The sequence below is a fragment of the Anaerotignum sp. MB30-C6 genome (assembly GCF_030908465.1).
Lineage (GTDB): Bacteria > Bacillota > Clostridia > Lachnospirales > Anaerotignaceae > Chakrabartyella.
On the sequence record NZ_CP133078.1, the window covers coordinates 1,115,286 to 1,139,414 of the forward strand.

The following is a 24,129-nucleotide window of genomic DNA, read 5'->3' on the forward strand; positions in this document are numbered from 1 at the left end:
ATTATTGTGTGGGAGTTTCTAATATTACGCATGGTAACGAAGGGGAAAAAAATTTATAATTATGGGAGGACAAGTACGAACACTTACCCAAGGACAAACATATTATAAAGTAAGTACAAAAGAAAGGATGGGAAGTCAGAGTCAAAGCGCAAGAGAGTGGTTTCAGTTAACTTGAGGTTTCCGCGTCATATTGGGTTGAATTTTCAAAGCAGAGAAAACACTATAATAAAGCCTATAAGAAAACTCCTTTTAGCCCTTTCGGGGCAATCTCTAAGAAACTAGGTTTTTGTAAGCGATGGACAAAAACGTCAGTGGGAGATGCCTCGAAAAGGCATTTTTTTTATTCATAAAGAAAAGGCATTACTTTTTGGTGGAAGTCATAAAAGGAGATGAAATGTTCAACTGACCCAAAGCGAATATTTCTTTCAGTTTTCTATGGAAGTTAGGAAAAGCCCAGATAGAGATAGGCTTTTATATAAGTAAAAGACTAATACTAGAAGTATACATAAAGAAAAAGAAGCTCATGGCAAGAAATTAATTGTCCCGCAGCACCAAAGCGTGTCCCACTCCATATAGTGTATTATATTCTCAAAGAAAGTATGGGTGAGTTCCATGAAGATTGGTGCGGGCTTGTTTACTTTTTTATTTGCGGTTTCTCAAGTGTTTACCCCTTTCCCTGTTTATGCAGCAGAGGAAAAATTTCAGGGGGTTGATGTAAGCGTTTGGCAGGGGGACATTGATTTTACCAAGGTGAAAGAAGGGGGCAAGGATATTGTTTATATTCGAGCGGGCTATGGTACTTCAGAGGATAAGAATTTTAGAGGGTATGCCGTGTCCGCAAAAAAAGCAGATTTAAATATCGGCTTTTATTTTTATGTGACGGCTTTAACTGTAGACGAAGCAAAAAAACAAGCAAGGTATTTTGCAAGCTTAATCGATGACTATACCTATGATTGTTTGCCAGCAGTTGATTTTGAGCAGTTCAGTGGTTTCACGAAGGAGGAAACCAATGAGATTGCCATTGCATTTATTGAGACGTTAGCAGAGCGCACAAATACTACCCCTTTATTTTATTCTAGTTCATATAGAACAACATCCCTTTGGGAAGACACCTTAACAAGGTATCCTTTGTGGGTGGCAAGTTATAATGGGGGAGTTAGTCCTGAAACAGGCATTTGGCAACAATGGGTTGGCTATCAATATTCCTCAAAAGGTGAGGTCTCAGGTATCTCTGGAAATGTTGATTTAGATTACTTTACGGAGGATGTTTTTTTGGATAAACCTTTTAAAGATATGCATTCCGATGATTGGTTTTATAAGGCCGTATTAGGACAGTTTAATAAGGGGTTGGTTGCGGGGATAAGCACTTCGCAGTTCGGAGGAAAAGAGAAAGCCCATCGAACGATGGCGGTTACCCTCTTATATCGCTTGGAGGGGCGGCCCCCTGCTATGGGAAGCACTGATTTTAAAGATGTAACCTCAGGGAAATGGTATAGCGAAAGCGTTCTTTGGGCGGAAGAAAATAAAATTGCAATGGGGTATAAAGATAATTTTTATCCAGAAAAGGGTGCCACAAGGGAAGAAATGTGTACATTATTATATCGATATGCAAAATTTAAGGGCTACGACGTGACCCTTGAAGGTAATTTAGGGTTTTCGAATTTTGAAGATGCCAAGGATGTCGAAAAATGGGCTGAGGAAGCGTTAAAGTGGGCTGTTGATCGGGGCATTGTGAAGGGCACATCGGTCAAAACATTATCACCAAAAGAAATTGTAAGTCGTGCCCAGATGGCAGTTATGGTAGATCGGTTTATAGCTGAGTATAAGATTTGAGGGTAGTGGTTTAGAGCCAAGTTAGGGAGTAAAACCTCGGAAAATCGACCTGAAGTCCGAGGTTTTTACTCTTTTTTCGTTCTTGAAGTTTCTTAAGCATTATGTTCGTGATACAATGTATAGGCCAGCTTCAATTATTGTTGGAGTAGGTAGGGGTAGGATAAAACCATTCAAATACTGAGTATTTCTTCTTGTACTTAAACTTCACAATTGGATAATTTTGTATTTGATAGTTCTCTTTACTAGAGTCTATAAGTTGAATATATTTTTTCTGAAAATATTGACACATTATGTTAACATTTGGTATAATTTCAAAAAAAGAAATCTCAGATAATAGCAAACTTGGCAAAAGCCAAGGACGCAAAGCCACGGGTCTAAAGCACTTCTGCCATGATAGCCGGTTGCCGAAGAGATCACGAGTTAATTACTGCGTGTCGATTTTGGCATGCAGTTTTTTTATTTACTTTATATTTACTTTTTAATTACAGAAGGGAAGTGCAAACAAAATGAAAAAAGGATTAACACTATTTTTTGCGTTTACTTTGGCGTTGACAGTAACGGTTACACCAGTTGCAGCTAAGCCAGGTAATGGGAACTCCAATGTTTCTTCTTCAGAAAAAGAAACAAAAGGTAATGAAACAAAGGGTAATGAAACAAAGGGTAATGAAACAAAAGGTAATGAAACAAAGGGTAATGAAGCAAAAGGGAATGAATCATCACAAGCATCTACGGACGGTAGTATGGATTTAAGTGGAAATGCAGACCAGAAAACAAAAACAGATGGTCAAGCAAACAAAAAGGTGTTCAAAGATGAACTGAATGAGCAAAAGAAAGCGTTACAGAAAGAAAAGAGTTCTTTAAATCAACAGTTAGAAGATCTTCAATTGCAGTATGAGAATATGCTTGCATCAGGGGATGAAGCAGGCGCTGCATCAATGTTGGATAGTATAAATGCATTGAATGAGCAGATTCAGGGTGTTCAGGCTCAAATTAAAGAAACGATCAATGAACGTTATATGGTAGTGAAAACTATGTATACTGATGAGGAGCTTGCCGAATTTACCAGTGCAAAAGATTTGATTTCTCAGATGTATGCAGATGCAGAAGTTTTATCAGCTGGCAGTGTAACGATAAATAATAACCTCATTAAATTTGACGCGCCTGCATATATCAAAAATGGGGTGACATTAGTGCCATTTAGAGCTATATCAGAAGAGTTGGGCGGAGAAGTGTCTTGGAATGCGGAGACACAGACTGTTACAATAACGAATGGTGATACAGTAGTTCAAATTACTGCAAATAGCACAACGGGTACGGTAAACGGTGAGACGATTGAAATAGGAGTTCCAGCTACTAAAACTTGTGGCAAGACATATGTACCCCTTCGTTTTTTAGCCGAAGCATTAGGCCTTAATACTGAATGGGATAGTGAAAATGATCTAATTGATATTAGTGATAATACGGAAACAACTGGTGATACTAGTGCAGAAACACCTGCTGAGGGAACAACTATTGAGGAATAACAATAGTACCAAATGAAGAAGTTTTGGGAATACCAAGCCTACTGGGTTTGAACAAAAAAATTTACTGGTATTAAAAAATAGGACTGATGAGGTAATCTTCATCAGTCCTATTTTAATAACTCGTCAGTTGTAATATGAAAGATTTTAGCAATAGCTACGATTTCAATGTCTGTTACAAATCGATTGCCACTTTCTATCTTCTGAATGGCATTCTTATCTAAGTCTATGCCAATTAGTTGAAGCTGATCCGCTAACATTCTCTGTGAGACAGTAGGGGTTAAGGCTTGTCTTAATTCTCAAATTTTATTACCACAGAGGTTTAAGGAACCATCTTCATTTTTGTTCTTATACATTTTTTTCTTCTAGTTTCATATGGTTTAATGCGTATTCACAACACTGGGCAACTAAAGAATTAACCGAAATATTATGTTCGGCTGAACATTCTGATAATCTTTCAACTAGTGCTTTTTCTAGTCTGAACGTTTTATTTACAAATTCAGTTTTCTTTATTTCAAACATTATATCACCTCATATATATAGTATAGTGCTAAAACTACTTACTATATACACGCTGTATTTGCACTTGTTATTATTAGTGTAAAATGATATAATACTAGCGAGGTGAATAAAATGAAGAATTATAAAGAAATATACTTTTTATTGTTTAACAAGATTACAGATACCATTGAGAGCTTACAGGAAATTCAGCAACAGGCAGAGGAAATGTACATAGCACAAGACGAATCTTCAAGTGACATAAATTATCATCAAAAGAATGATATGTACTCACAACCAAAATAAGAGCCTAACTGATTAATTTAGATCAGTTGCTCTTATTTTCTATTGATATTGTAGCGAATTTAAATCTTGTACTCTCGTTTTGCACTCACAGAGATAAAAAGACCCCAAAACCCTGAATTTACAAAGGCTTTCGTATGTACAGCCGTCTTTAAATACAGCTGTACATATTTATTTCACCTTGCAATTTCAAAAACCCTAATACATTTTTGCCTAGCAAACCTAACCGTCTGTGCTGTGCCGCCTGTGGGATATATCGACGCACAAATACAATAAGCCGACCTATCCACCATATATTGATTGCGCTTTCTCATGCAGCCATCATAATACTCTTTCGAAACATAAATAATCTCATCTGCTTCACCAAGCAAACTTTGATACAGCTTTTTTTCATCCACACTCCAAAGCTTATCCTGCTCTCTGCATGGCAGTACAAATATCAGCCGTACATTATTCCCCATTTCTTTTTTCGATATAATCAGCGAAGCTGCTATCATATCAAATCCCAGCGCACCACCTGATATAAAATCCGTTACTCCTTGACTAATGAGGTTATCTACCTCTTTATTGAGTCGTATTACAATTTGCTCAATTCTATCCTTCGGCAATCTGTGATCCCCTGTAAAACAGCAAGTTCTTGATTTTTCCATAATGCTCAACACCTTTCAGAAATATAACGCACTAACTATTAGTGCATTATAAGAATAATAGCACATACTTCACTTAAAATAAAGGTATATTAAGTGCATATTTAAGTAATGAGAGGATGAGTGCTTTGAAGAAAAACAAACACATAAGCATCAGAATTGATGAAGATATTCTACAGAAATTCCACTATGTTTCAAAATATGAAGACCGTTCTGCCAGTGGACAGATAATGTATCTTATAAATAATTGCATCAGAGAATTTGAAGAGAAGCATGGTACAATTGAACCTCCCCATAAAACAGGAAAATGAGGCTCCCCGCTAAAGGCGAGCCTCACATGTTCTTGAGTTGCTTGAAATGAATGCCAATACAATTTGTTGTAGTTATTGCGGTGAAACATACACTGAATGGAGTTATTTAAACCTATTAATACTTAGTAAAAAAGCTACAGGCAACATTTCTGAGATTAAATTACTGGAGTGCATGGGGACGACTGTTAAATGAAATGAGCGAAACTCAGAAACTAACATCTGAAACTAAGAAGATTGTTTTAGCTACATATTACATATAGAGAAAAACCCTCCCGTTCCACTAAGTTATAAAACTTAGCGAAACGAGAGGGTTTTTCTCTGTTTCTTTTCATTGATGGCGACACCTAAAATTATCGCTCAAAATAATTTTTAGTATCATAGCAGTATCATAGACCATTAAAAGCACTAAAAACCTTGATTTTAAGCCACTTTTTTACAGCCATTTACTCTACTTATTCCAACTCAATTTAAATTCAATTATTTTCATTCTATTGGCTCAAAATCGTTTATAAAACGGTATTATTTATCGGTCAAAATAGGGGGAGGGTTTTTAGTACGTTTTATAGTACGCAATAATATATAACAGACGAGCAATTTATCCAGATTTTTCACTCTAAAGGCAAAATGATTCACTATTCTGCTGAGTTTTTCTTAGCCCAAATAATATTTTTGGATATTTCTGATAAAGTATCCTCTCTTATCTTTTCATTCTCAATTTTATTTGCAATTGAATTTGCTAGTAAAAGGTTATTACTTTCTGCTAATTTTGAATGAAACTTAACCGCTGCTTCGATATTTTCAGTATACATCTTTATAAAAATAGTTCCTATAAAATCCACAATAATACCACTCAGGCTGCCCACAAATAGAAGGACTTTATCTGCATCCATAGACATATACATATATAAACTAGTGGACACTATTAATATACCAAATATAATCATTGTGATGCCAAGTCCAGAAAGAAATTTTGTTTGAGCTAAGTTCATATCGTAATATCTCATTAGTTCTTTCTGATTCATTCTAAACATTTTTTCTGCTCTTAAAACCCTCTTTTCAGGATCTATTTCAGAAAATTCTTTTTCCTCTCTAAGTGTATCTTCAGCTAATTTCTCTATTTTTTTTGACTCTTTGAAATCAAAGAAACAGCTTACCGATACCATAAAACAGATAAATGTAAAAAATCCCGTAATATATACCAGTATCTGTCCAATCGGAAATTCAAAAAAATTAACATAAATTTGATATGTAAAGAATACTAAGAGCACACAAACTACAATACCGCCTATAACTCCATTTATATCTTTTTGTGACTTTTTTTGCACTTTCTGCTCAGTTTTACTGCTGTCATTAATTTTTTGTTTTTCCCCCATAGTTTATATCCTTTTCGTTGTAATAATGCTGTAATTGAAAATATATCCTACAAAAACAAACAATAGTTAATATACGATAAGTGTATCACAAGGGTTGATAATTCACAAGGTAAACGTATATCTAAATGATAAGATAATTTAGTTAAATATAAGCGGTTATTGTAAAATAGGGCGCTTTTGTTTGAAAGTGGGCTTTAAACGATTATGTGTATAAAAACGACCCTTTCATTTATTCCATTATAACAATATGTAAAATATAAGTCAGTGGCTTAATTTACAGATTGTAAAATAATTAAATATTTGATTTAAAATTAGGGTGCATGATTTAAGGCATTCTCACGCTTCGTTATTAATTGAACTTGGATATTCTCCGCTGTTATTGTCTGAACGCAAAAAGACTTAGCCGAAAAACTTCAAAATTTATATAATTTACATGAATAGTACGTTTATAGTACGAATTGATAAAAAAGAGCCTTGGAAATGCTGTAAAAACAGCACTCCAAGGCATTTTGTTTTTTATTCCCACTCAATCGTTGCAGGGGGTTTGGAAGTTATATCATACACAATACGATTAATATGTTTTACTTCGTTTACAATGCGAACGCTTACACGATCCAAAACATCATAAGGAATACGTGCCCAGTCAGCGGTCATAAAGTCGGTCGTTGTAACACCACGAAGGGCAACAGTATAATCATAGGTTCTGAAGTCGCCCATAACACCTACGGAACGAACGTCAGTAATCACAGCAAAGTACTGGTTTATGCTACGGTCTAAGCCTGCCTTTGCTATTTCATCTCTGAAAATCGCATCAGCTTCTCTTAAAATTGCCAGCTTGTCTTCCGTTACTTCGCCAATAACACGAATGCCTAAACCAGGGCCAGGGAAGGGCTGACGCCATACCAAGTTTTCGGGTAAGCCAAGCTCAATACCCATCTGACGCACTTCATCTTTGAATAGTAAACGCAAAGGCTCAATCAATTCTTCAAAATCAACAACGGAAGGTAAACCCCCTACATTGTGGTGAGATTTGATTACAGCGGAATCACCTAAACCACTTTCAATCACGTCGGGGTAAATCGTGCCCTGAACCAAGTACTGAACTTTGCCGATTTTTTTCGCCTCATCTTCAAATACACGGATGAATTCTTCGCCAATGGCTTTTCTCTTTGCTTCAGGTTCTGTAACGCCCTTCAATTTATTTAAGAAACGCTCCTGTGCGTTGGAACGAACGAAGTGAGAATCAAAGAAACCATCAAAAGCAGCTTCTACCTCATCGCCTTCGTTTTTACGCATTAAGCCGTGGTCAACAAAAACACAAGTCAGTTGTTTGCCAATTGCCTTAGAAACCAAAGCTGCAACAACGCTGGAATCAACGCCGCCGGAAAGAGCGCAAAGGGCTTTGCCATCACCAACTTGTTCACGGATTCTTTTAATCTGGTCTTCAATATAGTTGGACATCGTCCAATCGCCGCTACATCCACAAACTTCATATAAGAAGTTACGAATCATATCAGTGCCACGTGGAGTATGGTTTACTTCTGGGTGGAATTGAACACCATAAAAGCCTTTATCAGGGCATTCAATTGCCGCTGCAGGGCAAGTAGGGCTCGTACCTACAACCCGGAAGCCTTCGGGCAACTCTGTTACAAAATCTGTATGGCTCATCCAGCAGATTTCTTTTTCATCAATACCTTTGAGAAGCTTGCTACTGGTATCAAAAGTAACTTCTGTTTTGCCATATTCACTTTTTTCATGGGCATTGCCAACTTTGCCGCCCAAAGTGTATGCCATTAACTGGCAACCATAGCAAATACCTAAAACAGGAACACCCAATTCAAAAATTTCGGGATTACAGTGGGGAGATTTTTCATCATACACACTGTTGGGCCCACCAGTGAAAATGATACCTTTAGGATTTTTTGCCTTAATTTCTTCAATTGGCTTATTCCAAGGCATGATTTCACAATATACATGATGCTCTCTGATACGGCGTGCAATCAGCTGATTATATTGGCCGCCAAAGTCTAATACGATAATCATTTCGTGGTTCATCATTAACCTCCATAAAATTTTATTACAATCCGTTCTTTTGAAAAGAAAAGCCGTCGAAAGACTCCGACGACACGTTCTTTTTTTATATTAGCATAGCCCACAAATCTTGACAAGAGAAAAAAGCCATGAAATAAGCCTTTTTTTCTTAAATCTTTGCAGCATTTACAGCTATGAACCCGTTGACAGGTTGCCTTTACTTTGCTATCATCTTAAAGTCGTTGTCTTTATTTTCATTATATTTACTTATTTATAGATTACTAAGGAGGGAAAACATGGGTTTTTTCGAAAAATGTTTTAAATTAAAACAAAACAATACAACAATGAAAACTGAAATTTTAGCCGGTTTAACTACTTTCATGACAATGGCGTATATTCTTGTAGTTAACCCTAGCATCTTAAGCACAACAGGGATGGATTCAGGCGCTCTTTTAACAGCAACTTGTATCGCATCTGCTTTGGGAACATTGTGTATGGCGTTTTTTGCCAACTATCCTTTTGCCTTGGCTCCCGGTATGGGGCTGAATGCGTATTTTGCCTATACCGTTTGTGGTCAGTATGGTTACGGTTGGGAGGTTGCTTTGGCAGCAGTATTTGTAGAGGGACTAATTTTTATTCTACTTTCTGCTGTAAACGTAAGAGAAGCAATTTTTAATGCAATCCCTACGAATATGAAAAAAGCAACCAGTGTGGGTATTGGTATGTTCATTGCTTTCATTGGCCTTCAAAACTCTGGTGTAATTATTGCAGACCCCGTTGTTTGCGTAGCACTAGGGGAAATCAAAAGTGTTTCCGTAGCTCTATCTTTAATTGGAATCATTATTACTTTAGTTTTGGTTGTAAAGAATGTAAAGGGCGCTTTGTTCTTAGGGATTATTATTACTTGGGTTCTGGGTATTATTTGTCAGCTCACAGGAATTTATGTAGTAGACGTTGAGGCTGGAATGTATTCCTTGATTCCTCAGGGCATTATTTCCGCACCTCCAAGTATCTCTCCCATTGCAATGAAGTTGAGTTTCGAAGGAATTAGAATCCTTGATTTCATTACTGTAATTTTTGCTTTCTTGTTTGTCGATTTATTTGATACGTTAGGGACGTTAATCGGTGTTTCCTCTAAGGCTGGATTTATCGATAAAGATGGAAAACTCCCCCGTATTAAAGGTGCATTGTTTGCAGATGCCGTTGCAACAACTTGTGGTGCGGCACTGGGTACTTCCACTGTAACCACCTTCGTTGAAAGTGCTTCTGGTGTTTCTGACGGTGGACGTACAGGTATGACTGCCTTTACAACGGCCATGTTGTTCTTAGTTGCTTTGTTGTTTTCCCCAATTTTGACAACAATCCCTTCTTTTGCAACAACACCTGCTTTGGTAGTTGTAGGACTGTTTATGGTTGAAAACATCAGAGACATTGATTTTAGCGACTATACAGAAGGTTTCCCTGCATTTATGACAATCCTAATGATGGTTATTGCTTATAGTATTTCCGAAGGTTTGGTTTTTGGTGTAATTTCTTATGTGTTACTGAAACTGCTTAGCGGCAGAACAAAAGAGCTAAACCCTGTTATTGTAATCATCGGTATACTATTCTTTATCAAACTGATTTCAGGATAAAACACAAGCCTATCATAGTTACTACGATGATGGGCTTTTTTTATATTGCGGATTTTCATTGTAATATTTCCAATGGCAGTAACAGTGCTAATATATTGGCGAAAGGAATGAAAATGTGTTGTTTCTTGCTGGAAATACATCTATAATAGGCCGTAGGGCTTTAAGAGAAAGTGGTACAGAAAGGCGGATAAACATGAAAAACTTATTGGTTGCCCAATCTGGTGGGCCATCAGCGGCGATCAACGCAACGCTATGCGGTGTGGTTGAGAAGGGATTGGCTGATAAAAACATTGGCAAGGTTTATGGGGCACAAAACGGAATAGTGGGGATTTTAGCAGATAAAATCATTGAGCTGAATCCTTTGCTTTCTGATCCTAAGTCGTTACAACTTTTGTGCCAGACGCCTTCTTCTGCATTGGGTTCATGCAGAATGAAACTGTCCCATTGGGAGGAAAGCACTTTTGAATATGAAAAGATAATCGCTTTGTTTAGGCAGTATGACATCGGTTATTTTATTTATATTGGGGGAAATGACTCTATGGATACGGTGCATAAACTTGCTTCCTATTGCCGATTAAATAAACTTGATGACATTTCAATTATAGGAGCACCCAAAACCATTGATAACGATTTGGTGGAAACAGACCACTGCCCTGGTTTTGGCTCTGCGGCAAAATATATTGCCACAACTTTTTCAGAAATTGCTTGTGATTGCAATGTATATGCGTTGCCTGCGGTAACGATTGTAGAGGTAATGGGACGAGATGCAGGTTGGTTAACGGCATCTTCCGCACTAGGTAGAATCAATGGAGATGCTGCCCCTGATTTAATTTATCTTTGCGAGAAACCTTTTTCGGTTGATAAGTTTTTGCAGGATGTCAGGGATAAGCTGGCAGAAAAACACGCTGTCATCATTGCGGTAAGCGAGGGCATTAAAAATGCAGAAGGGCAGTACATAACAGAGAGTCTGCAAGATAGAGCTTGTGATGCCTTTGGACATAAGATTTTGGCAGGGGCGGCAAGATTTTTGGAAGAAATCGTTCGAGAAGAAATCGGTTGCAAAGTCAGAAGTGTAGAGCTTAATTTAATGCAACGTTGTGCGTCCCATGTGGCAAGTGAAGCGGATATTTATGAATCTAGGCTTCTTGGCATGGCGGCGGCAGACCATGCTATTTCTGGGGAATCCGGAAAAATGGCGGCAATCAAAAGAACTTCAACAAAACCCTATCGTTTTGAGATTGACTTTGTGGAGATTGAAAAAATTGCGAATCAGGTGAAGGAAGTCCCATTGAATTGGATTAATTCAGAAGGTAACGACGTTACCCAAGAAATGATTGACTATTTACTTCCCTTAATCCAAGGGGAATTGCCTTGTACTTACCGAAACGGTGTGCCAGTTCACTTGAGATTGTATTAATATGAGCGATTTTAAAGCAATGGTTTTTGCTTTTCGTTAGGTGATAAGGGATTTTATGTAGGATGGACAAATTGGAGGTAACCTTCTTTCGCCTGAAATAAAGAAGCAAAAAAACAAAAAAATTATTTGAAAGTACTGAATTAGCCCCTTTTGCTAGGCCTTACAAGGTTATTCTTGTGCCAAACAAAGGGGCTTTTTTTGTATCTCGAAAAAAGAGCCTAGATTGGGAGGGGCTTTGCTAATTCAATTTGCCCTTGTGGAAATGCCGGTTTTTTTAAATGATAGGCTTGTAGAAGTATCCTGAGGATTTCACTTGGTAAAATGGTTGTAAGAACGTATTCGAAGTTTATGGGAATTTTTGTATAAAATTTTCCGAAAGAGTACATACTTTTTTCGAGGTGGATTATATATGAAGAAAAAAGTTGTACTTTTGGCTCTTGCCGGTTTTTTTCTGTCGTTGGGCGTAGGCTACTTTTTTTCTATGAAGGACGAGCAAAGACATACTCCTCCCACGCAAGAGGAATCCGTTCAGGTTGGGAAGAGAGAAGTAAACATTAAAAAAGAAGGTAAGATTATTTACCAGTATTATTATACAAAGGATGCAATTACGAAAGAGGTAGAAGAGCCTGTTCCTGATTTTTTGGAAGGTTTAACCCGAGACCAAATGCAGAGCGTTTATAATGGATGGCAAATCGTCTATTTTTCTCCAGAAAAGGTAATTCTGCGATGTTCCGTGGAAGGGGCCAGCAGTGAGGTTTATTTACTGAAGGAGCACGAGGGGTATCTTGCCGTTTTTGTGGAAGATATTGATAAGAAAATGAGGCTGAAAGAATTGACAGATGTTCCTATTACCGTTTTGCCAGAGGCAGAACGGCAGCAGCTTGCTGAGGGCATCCGTGTATTAGGTGACGAAAACTTAGTGCGGTTACTATCAGATTTTACAAGCTGATTTTTGTTAATTTTAGTTAATTAAAGCTAGACATTTTTTGTCCCACGTGTTATAATAACAATGTGAAAACTCCCCAATATTTTCACATTGCGGTAAATCCGTAATCCCAATAAGAAATACCTTCTCTTTTTGGAAAAGAGCAGTCATCGGCAGGCTGCTCTTTTTCCTTTTGTCTAAAAAAATATATGTCGAGATAGAAATAAATGCTAATAAAATTATGAATTAAGAGGGGGCTTGAAGCAGCTAAACTATTGATGTTTCGTTTAGAATCTATTTCAATGACTTCTTATATGATATAATAATTGAGGTGTGGCATTGTAGTTTTTGGATATATTTGGTGATTAATTAAAAAGTTGTAAAAACCGTTATGTGCCTTTTCCTTTGGCCATAATAATAAATAAGACTGCGAAATAAAGGTGGTGATTTAGTGCCAAATCATGCTGATTTTTATTGGATAAGAAACATTCCTTATTTTTGCTCCCAAGCGATTTTTAGCGATGAAACCATAAATTATAGGATGCCTCCAGAGCCATCTCAATACGATAGGGTAACCATTACCCTAAGGGCAGGGCGAGATATAGAGCTGCAGCCTTATTTATGTATGGAAACGGGACGGCTGCCCATGGAGAAAATGAGGGCAAGCTTTGTGTTTGACTATTATCAAGTAACCTTACCTCCATCAGCAGAACTGATTCGCTACTATTTTTGCATAGAGGGAGAGGGCTTTACCCTTTACTACACAAAATATGGTGTGTTTGAGGACTATCAGAGCGACGGTTGGTTTGAAATTTTGAAAAACTACCATACCCCTCAATGGGCAAAAGGTGCGGTAATGTATCAAATTTATCCCGACCGCTTTTTCAATGGGGATAAGCAAAACGATGTTCTAACCAAAGAATATATGTATTTAGGCAAACCTGTAAAAAAGGTGGAGGACTGGTTTTTGAACCCTGACTCAGAAGACATTCGAAATTTCTATGGCGGAGATTTGCAAGGTGTTATAGAAAAAATGGATTATCTTGAGGATTTGGGCATTGATGCAATTTACTTGAACCCAATTTTTGTTTCTCCCAGTAATCACAAATACGATATTCAAGATTATGCGCATATTGACCCCCATCTTGGTGTGATTGAGGTGGATGAAGGGGCTTTGCTTTTTGGATCGGAAGAAAACAAAGAGGCAACCAAGTATATTACCCGTGTAACCAATGAAATCAATTTGGAAAAGAGTGACATGCTTTTTGCAACTTTAGTAGAGGAGGCCCACAAAAGGGGAATAAAGGTCATTATTGATGGCGTATTTAACCACTGTGGTGCTTTTCATAAATGGCTGGACAAAGAAGGAATATATATAGGTAAGAACTCAGGTGCATACCAAGATAAAAATAGCCCTTATCGCCCATATTTTTATTGGGATCAAGAGGGGGAAGGCTATGAAGGCTGGTGGGGATATGAAAATCATCCTAAGCTAAATGTAGAGGGTTGCCCTAAGCTTCGAGAAGAAATCTTTAAAATTGCTACAAAGTGGGTGTCTCCCCCTTTTTGTGCAGATGGGTGGCGTCTGGATGTAGCGGCGGACTTAGGTAGAACAGAGGAATTCAACCATGCCTTTTGGCGGGAGTTCCGAAATGTAGTGAAAAAGGCCAACCCCAATGCGGTTATTTTAGCAGAACATTATGGGGATGCAAAACCTTGGCTTTGGGGCGATGAGTGGGACAGCATCATGAATTACGATGCTTTTATGGAGCCATTGACATGGTTTTTGACTGGCGTATCCAAGCACAGCACAGAAGCTAGGGATGATTTATATAATAATGCGAATGTGTTTTGGGGCAGTATGAGCTATCAAATGGCGAAACTGCCCATACAAGCCATCAATACAGCCATGAACGAGCTTTCAAACCATGACCATTCTCGATTTTTGACAAGAACAAATCGTCAATTAGGGCGGCTGGCTAAAAACGGTGCCAAAGCTGCAGAGGATGGCGTTCTTCTGTCTGTGATGAGAGAGGCTGTTTTATTTCAAATGACGTGGCTAGGCTCACCGACCATTTACTATGGAGACGAAGCTGGGGTTATGGGGTGGACGGACCCAGATAACCGAAGAACCTACCCTTGGGGTAGGGAGAATATAGAGCTGATAGAGTTCCATAAAACTTGTATTCGTTTGCGTAAAGAAAATGAGGCCTTGCGTTTTGGCTCCCTAAAACAATTGTTTGGCGAATATGGCATCATTGGCTATGGAAGATTTACGGAGCTGAATAAATGTGTTATCGTTTTAAATAACAACAATTGTGCCAAAGAAATTTATATACCCCTTTGGCAAATTGGTGTGCGGGAAAAAGGAAGAATGAAAAGCTTGCTGAGCACAGAGGAAACGGGTTATCATAGGGAGAGTACAGCTTATGTTGTAGAAAATGGACACATTCGACTATTGTTACCGCCGAAAAGTGGGGTTCTTTTAAAGGAAGTGTAGAAATGGATTGGAAAATATTATTTGAGGACGAGGCCATGCTTGTGGCCATAAAACCTCAGGGGATGCCAACACAAGGTGATAAAACGGGGGATTTGGACTTACTTTCAGCTTTGCAGGAGCATTGTGGTCATCCTTTGGGATTGGTACACCGCTTAGATAGGCCTGTTGGGGGGCTTCTTGTGTTTGCAAAAACAAAAAAAGCAGAAACAGCTTTTGCTAAGGAGATGCAAGAAGGCCGATTGGAAAAAGGATATCGTACCGTTCTTTGTGGCAAATTGCCTGAAGAAAAGGGGAGACTGGTTGATTATTTGAAAAAGAACATGCGAACGAATCTTTCGGAAGTTGTTTCTCCCAATGATAAAGGGGGAAAAAAAGCGATTTTGCATTATGAAGTTTTGGAAACAGCCACAATAGAAGGTCAAGTTTTAAGTTATGTGGAAATTCAATTGGAAACGGGAAGACACCACCAAATTCGAGTGCAGACCGCCAATGCAGGGGCACCCATTTGGGGTGACAAAAAATATAACCCCATGTTTAAAAGAGGGGGACGAACGGAGATTGCCCTTTGGTCTTGCTTTTTAAAGGGGTACCATCCCACCACAAAAAAGCCTTGGTGTTTTCAGGATTTACCCAAGGAAGGGGCTTTTCAGTTTTTTGCTGGAAAATGATAAAACAAGCTTTGCAATTTCTTAGTATGTGTATTATAATGTGGTTATCATATTTGTATGATTGGCTTAAAGAGAAATGGAGACCTGAATTCATTTGTAAAAAAGGAGTTTTCAGGTATCCCTTCATGATATCTCTCGTATAATTATTTAAAATGGAAAAAGAATAGAAGAACTGAAAGGTTCTTTTATTTTAATCATAATTTTAGCAATCACAAGCTTTGATGGCTAACAAGCTAAGGAAGGTGAAGAACATGGATGGAAAATATACAAAAAAAGCACAAGAAGTTTTAGCAAGAGCTCAAGAGGCGGCGTTAAAACTGGGAAATAAGTATGTAGGTACGGAGCATATTTTGCTGGGGTTAACGCTGGTGAAAGACAGCGTTGCTGCCAAGGCTTTAGAAGAACAAGGCGTGACCTATCATCAGGTTATGGATAGAATTGTTGCAATGAATGAACATAACAAAACTTTTTATGTTCCTGTGGACTATACCCCTAGGGCAAAACGAGTGGTTGAGTTTAGTCTACAAGAAGCAGTGAAAATGGGAATGGGCTATGTTGGCACAGAACATATGCTGGTTTCCTTAATTCGGGAAGAGGATAATATTGCAACAAAAATTTTAAGAGATTTAAACGTAAACCGTCAGCAGGTATACGGCGATATTATGAATATGTTGGGTGCTGGAGAAAATGAAACTGCCGGCGGGAAAGGCATGAACCCCCATGGGGAAGAAAATGAAAAAAGTGCAACAGAAACTTTGGATAAATTTAGCCGCAACTTAACAGAAATGGCAAGAAACAATAAATTTGACCCTATTGTGGGAAGAGACTTGGAAATCGAACGTATTATTCAAATTTTAAGTAGAAGAACAAAAAATAACCCTTGTTTGGTAGGGGATCCTGGTGTAGGGAAAACTGCTATTGTAGAAGGTTTGGCACAAAAAATTGCTGATGGAAATATACCCGATGTTTTGAAAAATAAAAAAATAATCAGTTTAGATCTTTCCGCTGTGGTTGCAGGTTCAAAATATCGTGGTGAGTTTGAAGATAGAATGAAGAAGGCTTTGGCAGAGGTTCGTACCGATGGCAACATCATCTTGTTTATTGATGAAATTCATACCATTATTGGTGCGGGTGCGGCAGAAGGTGCCATTGATGCCTCAAACATTTTAAAGCCTTCTCTGGCACGAGGCGAAATACAGCTAATTGGTGCCACAACCATGGATGAATACCGAAAGCATATTGAAAAAGATGCTGCTTTTGAACGTCGTTTCCAGCCTGTAAAGGTGGAAGAACCTTCGGAGGAGGTAGCAATTAGTATGCTTCGTGCCCTTCGAGATAGATATGAGGTGCATCATAAAGTAACCATAACCGATGAGGCGGTGGAGGCAGCGGTAAAGCTTTCTATGCGTTATGTAACGGATCGCTTCTTGCCTGATAAAGCCATTGATTTAATTGATGAGGCTGCTTCACGGTTGCGTTTAAAAACCTATACAGCACCCATTGGCGTGAAGGATTTACAAAAGAAATTAACGGCAATGGAAAAAGAAAAAGAGGAATCCATAAAAACTGAAGATTTTGCAAAGGCTGGAGAAATTAAAAAACAACAAGACATTTTGCGTACTCAATTAAAAGAAGCCCAGAAGGAATGGGAGAGTAAAAACAATACCAACGATCAAACCGTAACCGCTGAAGAGGTGGCCGAGGTTCTTTCTCGTTGGACAGGAATTCCTTTACAAAGTTTAAGGGAAGAGGAGACCGCAAGACTGCTTGCCTTGGAAAGCACCCTTCACCAAAGAGTGATAGGGCAGGAAGAGGCAGTAAAAGCTGTTTCAAGAGCGGTTCGTCGTGGCCGAGTAGGGTTGAAGGATCCCAATAGGCCCATTGGTTCCTTCCTGTTTTTAGGCCCTACGGGTGTAGGTAAAACGGAGCTCTCGAAGGCTTTGGCACAGGCGCTTTTTGGTGATGAAAGTGCTATGGTTCGTATTGATATGTCTGAATATATGGAAAAACATAGCGTAGCCAGAATGGTCGGGGCTCCTCCGGGATATGTTGGCTATGAAGAGGGGGGCCAGCTCAGCGAAAAGGTACGCAGAAACCCTTATTCTGTTATTCTTTTTGATGAAATTGAAAAGGCATCTCCCGAAGTGTTTAACATCCTGTTACAGGTTTTAGATGATGGACATATCACCGATGGTCAGGGCAGAAAAGTAGATTTTAAAAATACGGTTATTATTATGACCTCGAATGCAGGTGCAAGAAGCATTGCAGCACCGAAAAAACTGGGCTTTACCAGCATGGAAACAGCGGAGCAAAGCTACGAATCCATGAAAAAAGGTGTTATGGACGAAGTGAAAAATATTTTCAAGCCAGAGTTTATCAATCGTATTGACGATATCATTGTATTCCATCCTCTGGAAGAAAAGGACATCGTTGAGATTGTAAGATTAATGGCAAAAACCCTATCTCAAAGGGTGGAGGAAAATATGGGCATTACTTTAACTTTTACCGACAAAGCCATTGAAAAAATTGCCTCTGAGGGGTATGACAAGGCTTATGGTGCAAGACCGTTACGCCGTGCGTTGCAAACAAAGATTGAGGATGTCTTCGCCGAGGAGTTCTTAGGTGGAAATATTCAAAAAGGCAGCAAGGTATCCGTAGGCGTAAAAACAAATGGATATTCCTTCAGGAATGTGAAGTAAGCGTCCTTTTTCCTGGGGAATAAATAAATTTAGGTATATACCAAAACTTTGTTTTGTGTTATAATCAACCTAATCCAAATGTGAGAGAAATTTGGCGAAATTTCGGATTTTATATCGAAAAGCATATTGAAGTGATATTTTGGGAGGTAGCGTAATGGCTGTAATTGAAGAATTGATTCGTCAAGAAGAAGATGGAACTATCAGCTTCGGCAATTACTTGATGGATGAAAAGAAAAAGGTTTTGGATTTTGAAGTAAAAGGTGATCTTTATAAGGTTAAAACATACAATGAAATTACAAAATTAGAGAAGAACGGAAAAATGCTCATGGAGGTAGTGCCTGGCGCTACCATACATAAATTCTCTTTAACTGCTAAGGGTGCATATTTTATGGTAGAAGGTCACGAAGACGTTCAGTTGACATTGGAAATGGAGCCTGAAACAGAATATAAAATTTTGATTGATGATGTGAATGTAGGAAAAGTAAAAACAAATATGGCGGGTAAAGTAACCCTTAGTGTTGAGTTACAAAACAACACGCCATATGTGAAGGTTGAAAAGATCGGTTAATAAACAAAAAGTGGACTGTATAATTGATACAGCCCACTTTTTTCTCAATTCAGAAGCTTTTTGTGCTAGGGAGTGGAAATATGAAAACAAAAACAGTATATATTTGTTCGTCCTGTGGGTATAAGAGTCCCAAATGGGCGGGCAAATGTACTAGTTGTGGAGAGTGGAATACATTTGAGGAACGGGAAGAGGTAAAAGGAACAAAAAGCCAAGGGGCGGCAAAGGCTATGTCAAAAAACTCTCATCAGCCCATTCCTCGCTTGTCAGAGGTTGAAATTTTGGGGGATGAACGTTTATTTACGGGAATTTCCGAATTTGATCGTGTGATGGGTGGCGGCATCGTAAGAGACTCCGTAACCATCATTACCTCTCCTCCCGGCGGAGGCAAATCCACCTTGTCTTTGATGGTTGCCAGTCAGTTGGCAAAGGAGGGGAAACGGGTTCTGTATGCTTCTGGTGAAGAAAGTGATAGCCAGATTAAAAGCCGAGCCGACCGTATTTTGGAACATGTGGAGGATAATATCTGGATTTTGGCAGACACTTCCATGGATAGGGTTTTGGAGGCAATCTTGGAGGTGGATGCAGATTTTATCATTTTGGATAGTATCCAAACCTTTGCTTTGGCAGAATTTTACCCATCTAGGGCTGGGAACCCTACCCAAACCATGGAATGTGCCCAGACGTTGGTACAATGTGCAAAGAATAAGGCTCGCCCCAGAGCAGTTTTTATGATTGGTCAGATGAACAAAAACGATGAAATTGCGGGTTTGAGGGCGTTAGAGCATTTGGTTGACGCAGTTTTGGTTTTGGAAGGCGAAGGGGGAGAAGAGCTGAGGAGCTTAACAGCTACAAAAAATCGCTTTGGCAGTACAGGGGAAATGGGTTTTTTTGCTATGACGGAAAAAGGACTTGCTTCCATCGATAACCCCTCGGAATATTTTATGACAAAAAGAAAAAAAGAGGACGCTGTTTCGGGAAGTGCTATTACAGTTTTGCGGGAAGGTTCTCGTGCTGTTGTAGCGGAAATCGAAAGTCTGGTTTCCAACTCCTTTACACCATATCCTTCTCGAATAAGCGAAAACATGAAAAAAGATACCTTAAACACTCTTTTATCTGTATTAGAACAGCGTGGAGGGATAAAGCTATATGATAAGAATGTGGTTGTAAAAACAACGGGAGGTTTATATTTAAAAGAACAGGCTGCAAACTTAGCGGTATTGATGAGCATCGTTTCAGGTGTGCGTGACTTGCCTTTACCATCGGATTGGGCATTCATTGCCGATGTAGGCTTAACCGGTGAATTAAAAAAAATACCTACCATAGAGGGCCGACTACGTGAGTTGGATAGAATGGGTTTCACAAAGGCATTTGTCGCTGCTGAGGGGGCAAAAAAAGTAAAACTAGATAATTTAGAAGTGGTAGAATGCAAAAACCTCACACATTTAATGGAAAAAGTTTTCCCCTGTGGGAAAAAATGACGAAGAGTATAAGTTTTACTTATATAATTCTTTACAGATTTTTAGTTTACGAATAAGCCAACCTATATTATAATAGTGAACAAGGTTTTAATTGTAAACTTGGGGTTTTGATTGGAAAGCATAATGATTAAGGAGGTATAAAAATGCAGGAAGTACAAATTAAGAAGTTTAAAAAGGTGCTTGTAGCAAACCGTGGCGAAATTGCCATTCGTGTGTATCGTGCCTTGAACGAGCTGGGCATCCAGACTATAGGTATCTTTTCTAAAGAAGATAAATACTCTCTGTTCCGTACCAAAACAGATGAGGCTTATATGCTGAATCCTGAAAAAGGGCCTATTGATGCATATTTGGATATTGACAATATCATTAAAATTGCAAAGGCAAAGGGGGCAGACGCCATCCATCCAGGATATGGCTTCCTTTCTGAAAATCCTGATTTTGTTTCTGCTTGTAAAAAAGCAGGGATTGCTTTTATCGGCCCTGAGGTTGAAGTTATGTATGCCATGGGTGATAAAATATCTTCCAAGAAAATGGCAATTGAATGTAATGTGCCCATCATCCCTGGTGTTGACCATGCAATTCGTGACTTGGATGAAGTAATGTCAGTGGCTGAAAAAGTTGGCTACCCAGTAATGCTGAAAGCAAGCAATGGCGGCGGTGGCCGTGGTATGCGTATTGTAAATAGCTCTGCGGATATGCCAAAAGAATTTGAAGAAGCAAGGAACGAAGCGAAAAAAGCTTTTGGTGATGATAAAATTTTCGTTGAAAAATATCTTCGTAACCCTAAGCACATCGAAGTTCAGGTTTTAGGCGATAAATATGGCAACGTGGTTCACCTGTTTGACCGGGACTGCTCTGTACAGAGACGTCATCAGAAGGTAGTGGAATTTGCTCCCGCTTTTACCATAGGCGATGCAGTAAGAGAAAAGATTTTTGCGGATGCTGTTCGTTTGTCAAAGCATGTGGGTTATAAAAATGCAGGTACACTGGAGTTCTTGGTTGATGCTGATGAAAATTACTACTTCATCGAAATGAACCCAAGAATTCAGGTTGAGCATACTGTTACGGAAGAAGTAACAGGTATAGATATCGTACAGTCTCAGATTTTAATTGAGGAAGGTTATCCATTAAACTCTCCTGAAATTGGTATCAACTCTCAGGAAGAAATCACTTGCAACGGCTATGCAATTCAGTTGCGTGTTACAACGGAAGACCCTGCAAACAATTTCTTGCCTGACACAGGTAAAATTAACGTTTATCGTTCTTCCGCAGGTAAAGGTATCCGCTTGGATGGTGGTACTGCATACACAGGTGCAGAAATCACACCTTATTACGATAGTTTGTTGGTTAAAATCATTGCCCACGACAGACGTTTTGAAGGTGCGACCCATAAGGCGATTCGTGCCATTAAAGAAACAAGAATTCGTGGTGTAAAAACCAACATTCCTTTCTTGATTAACGTGTTGCAGAGCCAGATTTGGAATGATGGTAAGTGTACAACAACTTTCATTGAAAGTACTCCAGAATTGTTCCACATTGTTCCCGGGAAAGACCGTGCTACAAAGATTGCAGAGTTCATCGGCAACAAAATTGTAAACGAATCGAAGGGGAAGAAACCTGAGTTTGATCGAATTGTCCCTCCATCCTTCGGTAAAAATGAAGATGGAAGCACAATTGAAGTGAATGGTGCAAAAAATGCGTTCTTGAAAATGGGTGCAAAGGACTTCACCCAGAGCTTAATGAAGGAAAAACGCCTCTTTGTTACGGATACAACTATGCGTGATGCCCACCAGTCCTTGATGGCAACACGTCTGCGTACAAATGATTTGGTTGTTGCAGCACCTGCAACCAACATGGCAATGGAAAAAGCTTTTTCCGTTGAAGCATGGGGCGGTGCAACTTTCGACGTTGCATATCGTTTCTTGAAGGAATCCCCTTGGATTCGATTACAGCAGTTGTCTAAGGCCATGCCAAACACCCTAATTCAGATGTTATTGCGTGCGTCCAACGCTGTTGGTTACGCAAACTACCCTGATAACGTGGTTCAGGAATTTATTAAAATTTCAGCGGAAAGAGGCGTTGATGTTTTCCGTATTTTTGATAGCTTGAACTGGATTGAAAATATGAAAATGCCCATTGAAGAGTCTTTGAAAACAGGTAAAATTGTTGAAGGTGCTATTTGCTACACAGGGGATATTTTAGACCCTAAGGAAACGAAATACACTTTGGACTACTATGTGCGTAAGGCAAAGGAATTAGAAGCCTTGGGTTGTCACATTTTTGCCATCAAAGACATGGCGGGCTTATTGAAGCCTTATGCTGCGAAAGAATTGTTTAGTGCATTAAAATCTGAATTAAATATTCCTTTGCATCTGCATACCCACGATACAACAGGGAACGGTGTAAGCACTGTTTTAATGGCAGCAGAAGCAGGGGTAAACATTGTGGACTTGGCAATTCAGTCTATGAGTTCATTAACTAGCCAGCCTTCTATGAACGCAGTTGTAGAGGCATTGAAGGGCACAGAAAGAGACACAGGTCTGAACCCAGACCAGCTCACAGAATTAAGCCAGTATTATGAAGGTGTACGTCAGATTTTCACTGGTTTTGAAAGTGAAATGAAAACGCCCAATACAGAAATTTATAAATACGAAATCCCCGGTGGACAGTATTCTAACTTGTTAGCACAGGTTAAGGCCATGGGCTCTGCGGATAATTTTGAAGAAATTAAGCATTTGTATAAGCAGGCTAACGACCTTTTGGGCAACATCATTAAAGTAACTCCCTCTTCCAAGGTGGTAGGGGACATGGCAATTTTCATGTCCAAGAACGGTTTAAATAAAGACAACATCCTGACAGAAGGTAAAGACTTGTCATACCCTGATTCCGTTGTGGACTACTTTATGGGTAACATAGGTAAGCCTGAGGGCGGTTTCCCTGAAGATTTACAGGAAATTGTGTTAAAGGGTAAAAAGCCAATCGCAGGCAGAGCAGGTGCGTTGTTGCCTCCTGCGGACTTGGAAGCAATTGAAAAATATTTGCTTGAAACCCATACCATGAAGCGTATTAATATTAGAAATATCATTAGCTACGCTATGTACCCTAAGGTATATGACGATTACTGCTTCCATTGGGAATACTACACAGATGTTTCCAAGTTAACCAGCGATGTATATTTCTTTGGTTTGGCAAAAGGCGAAGAAACATCCATCGAAATTGGGGAAGGTAAGAATATTTTGATTAAATATATCGATATGTCCGATCCCGACTCTGAAGGTTCCCGTACCCTTACCTTTGAAATTAACGGCGCAGTGCGTGAAGTGAAGGTGCTGGATCAGAACTTAGAAGTGAAGAGTGACCGTAGACTAAAAGCGGATAAGAGCAATCCTTTCCACCTAGGTTCCTCTATCCCCGGTACAATCAGCAAGATTTTTGTAAAAGAAGGGGATGCTGTGAAGAAAAATCAACCTCTGCTCACTGTAGAAGCCATGAAGATGGAAACATCCATTGTAGCAAAAGAAGATGGCATAATTGATAAGATTTATGCTGTTGAAGGTGAGAAGGTTAGTCAAGGAGATTTGTTGGTATCCTTTGCAAAAGAAAACTAAAATAGACTTAATAAAAAAGCCGCAGAGGAATCTGCGGCTTTTAAATATGAAGCCCACGCTAGAAAAGGCCAATGGCTTTTTGATTATGCAGAATTAACATGAATTAATAAAATAGC

17 protein-coding genes and 1 riboswitch are annotated in these 24,129 nt (G+C 38.9%); of the genes, 13 read left to right on the forward strand and 4 right to left on the reverse strand.

Going from position 1 to position 24,129, the window contains the following annotated elements; translation table 11 throughout:
• Positions 1–612: 612 nt before the first annotated feature.
• The gene (locus RBQ60_RS05715; protein ID WP_307885614.1) at positions 613–1,833 is read left to right on the forward strand and encodes a GH25 family lysozyme; all 1,221 of its coding nucleotides are present in this window, start codon (positions 613–615) and stop codon (positions 1,831–1,833) included.
• 325 nt (positions 1,834–2,158) lie between these two features.
• Positions 2,159–2,242, forward strand: a riboswitch (cyclic di-GMP riboswitch).
• A 97-nt stretch (positions 2,243–2,339) separates the two neighbouring features.
• Positions 2,340–3,356: a copper amine oxidase N-terminal domain-containing protein gene (locus RBQ60_RS05720; protein WP_307885615.1), complete on the forward strand. Its 1,017-nt coding sequence runs from the start codon at positions 2,340–2,342 to the stop codon at positions 3,354–3,356.
• A 345-nt stretch (positions 3,357–3,701) separates the two neighbouring features.
• Here RBQ60_RS05720 and RBQ60_RS05725 read toward each other — a convergent pair whose 3' ends face one another.
• The gene (locus RBQ60_RS05725; RefSeq protein WP_307885616.1) at positions 3,702–3,875 is read right to left on the reverse strand and encodes a hypothetical protein; all 174 of its coding nucleotides are present in this window, start codon (positions 3,873–3,875) and stop codon (positions 3,702–3,704) included.
• 111 nt (positions 3,876–3,986) lie between these two features.
• On the opposite strand from RBQ60_RS05725, the gene RBQ60_RS05730 reads away from it, so the two are divergent.
• Positions 3,987–4,157 (forward strand): hypothetical protein, encoded by a 171-nt coding sequence (locus RBQ60_RS05730; RefSeq protein ID WP_307885617.1) that lies wholly within the window; start codon positions 3,987–3,989, stop codon positions 4,155–4,157.
• A 173-nt stretch (positions 4,158–4,330) separates the two neighbouring features.
• Here RBQ60_RS05730 and RBQ60_RS05735 read toward each other — a convergent pair whose 3' ends face one another.
• Entirely contained in the window at positions 4,331–4,804 is a 474-nt protein-coding gene (locus RBQ60_RS05735; RefSeq protein WP_307885618.1) for an SLOG family protein, read from the reverse strand.
• A gap of 125 nt (positions 4,805–4,929) precedes the next feature.
• Between RBQ60_RS05735 and RBQ60_RS05740 the strand changes: the two genes are divergently transcribed.
• Positions 4,930–5,112: a hypothetical protein gene (locus RBQ60_RS05740; protein WP_307885619.1), complete on the forward strand. Its 183-nt coding sequence runs from the start codon at positions 4,930–4,932 to the stop codon at positions 5,110–5,112.
• Positions 5,113–5,744: 632 nt separating this feature from the next.
• Here RBQ60_RS05740 and RBQ60_RS05745 read toward each other — a convergent pair.
• Positions 5,745–6,485, reverse strand: a complete 741-nt coding sequence (locus tag RBQ60_RS05745) for a TRADD-N-associated membrane domain-containing protein (RefSeq protein ID WP_307885620.1) — start codon at positions 6,483–6,485, stop codon at positions 5,745–5,747.
• A gap of 516 nt (positions 6,486–7,001) precedes the next feature.
• Positions 7,002–8,540, reverse strand: coding sequence for a glutamine-hydrolyzing GMP synthase (gene guaA / locus RBQ60_RS05750; protein WP_307885621.1), 1,539 nt, complete (start codon positions 8,538–8,540; stop codon positions 7,002–7,004).
• Between the two features lie 272 nt (positions 8,541–8,812).
• On the opposite strand from guaA, the gene RBQ60_RS05755 reads away from it, so the two are divergent.
• The 9 genes from RBQ60_RS05755 (at position 8,813) to RBQ60_RS05795 (ending at position 24,013) form a co-directional block, all read left to right on the forward strand.
• Positions 8,813–10,150, forward strand: a complete 1,338-nt coding sequence (locus tag RBQ60_RS05755; RefSeq protein ID WP_307885622.1) for an NCS2 family permease — start codon at positions 8,813–8,815, stop codon at positions 10,148–10,150.
• Between the two features lie 193 nt (positions 10,151–10,343).
• The gene (locus RBQ60_RS05760) at positions 10,344–11,567 is read left to right on the forward strand and encodes a 6-phosphofructokinase (RefSeq protein ID WP_307885623.1); all 1,224 of its coding nucleotides are present in this window, start codon (positions 10,344–10,346) and stop codon (positions 11,565–11,567) included.
• Positions 11,568–11,976: 409 nt separating this feature from the next.
• Complete coding sequence (locus RBQ60_RS05765; protein WP_307885624.1) at positions 11,977–12,516, forward strand: BofC C-terminal domain-containing protein; 540 nt, start codon at positions 11,977–11,979, stop codon at positions 12,514–12,516.
• 427 nt (positions 12,517–12,943) lie between these two features.
• The gene (locus RBQ60_RS05770; protein WP_307885625.1) at positions 12,944–14,992 is read left to right on the forward strand and encodes a glycoside hydrolase family 13 protein; all 2,049 of its coding nucleotides are present in this window, start codon (positions 12,944–12,946) and stop codon (positions 14,990–14,992) included.
• 2 nt (positions 14,993–14,994) lie between these two features.
• The gene (locus RBQ60_RS05775) at positions 14,995–15,660 is read left to right on the forward strand and encodes an RluA family pseudouridine synthase (protein WP_307885626.1); all 666 of its coding nucleotides are present in this window, start codon (positions 14,995–14,997) and stop codon (positions 15,658–15,660) included.
• Between the two features lie 251 nt (positions 15,661–15,911).
• Positions 15,912–18,359, forward strand: a complete 2,448-nt coding sequence (locus RBQ60_RS05780) for an ATP-dependent Clp protease ATP-binding subunit (RefSeq protein WP_307885628.1) — start codon at positions 15,912–15,914, stop codon at positions 18,357–18,359.
• 154 nt (positions 18,360–18,513) lie between these two features.
• A complete protein-coding gene (locus tag RBQ60_RS05785; protein ID WP_307885629.1) occupies positions 18,514–18,927 on the forward strand; it encodes an endosialidase in 414 nt (137 codons plus the stop codon).
• Between the two features lie 80 nt (positions 18,928–19,007).
• Positions 19,008–20,405, forward strand: a complete 1,398-nt coding sequence (gene radA, locus RBQ60_RS05790; RefSeq protein ID WP_307885630.1) for a DNA repair protein RadA — start codon at positions 19,008–19,010, stop codon at positions 20,403–20,405.
• A 143-nt stretch (positions 20,406–20,548) separates the two neighbouring features.
• Positions 20,549–24,013, forward strand: coding sequence for a pyruvate carboxylase (locus tag RBQ60_RS05795; RefSeq protein ID WP_307885631.1), 3,465 nt, complete (start codon positions 20,549–20,551; stop codon positions 24,011–24,013).
• Positions 24,014–24,129 lie beyond the last annotated feature (116 nt).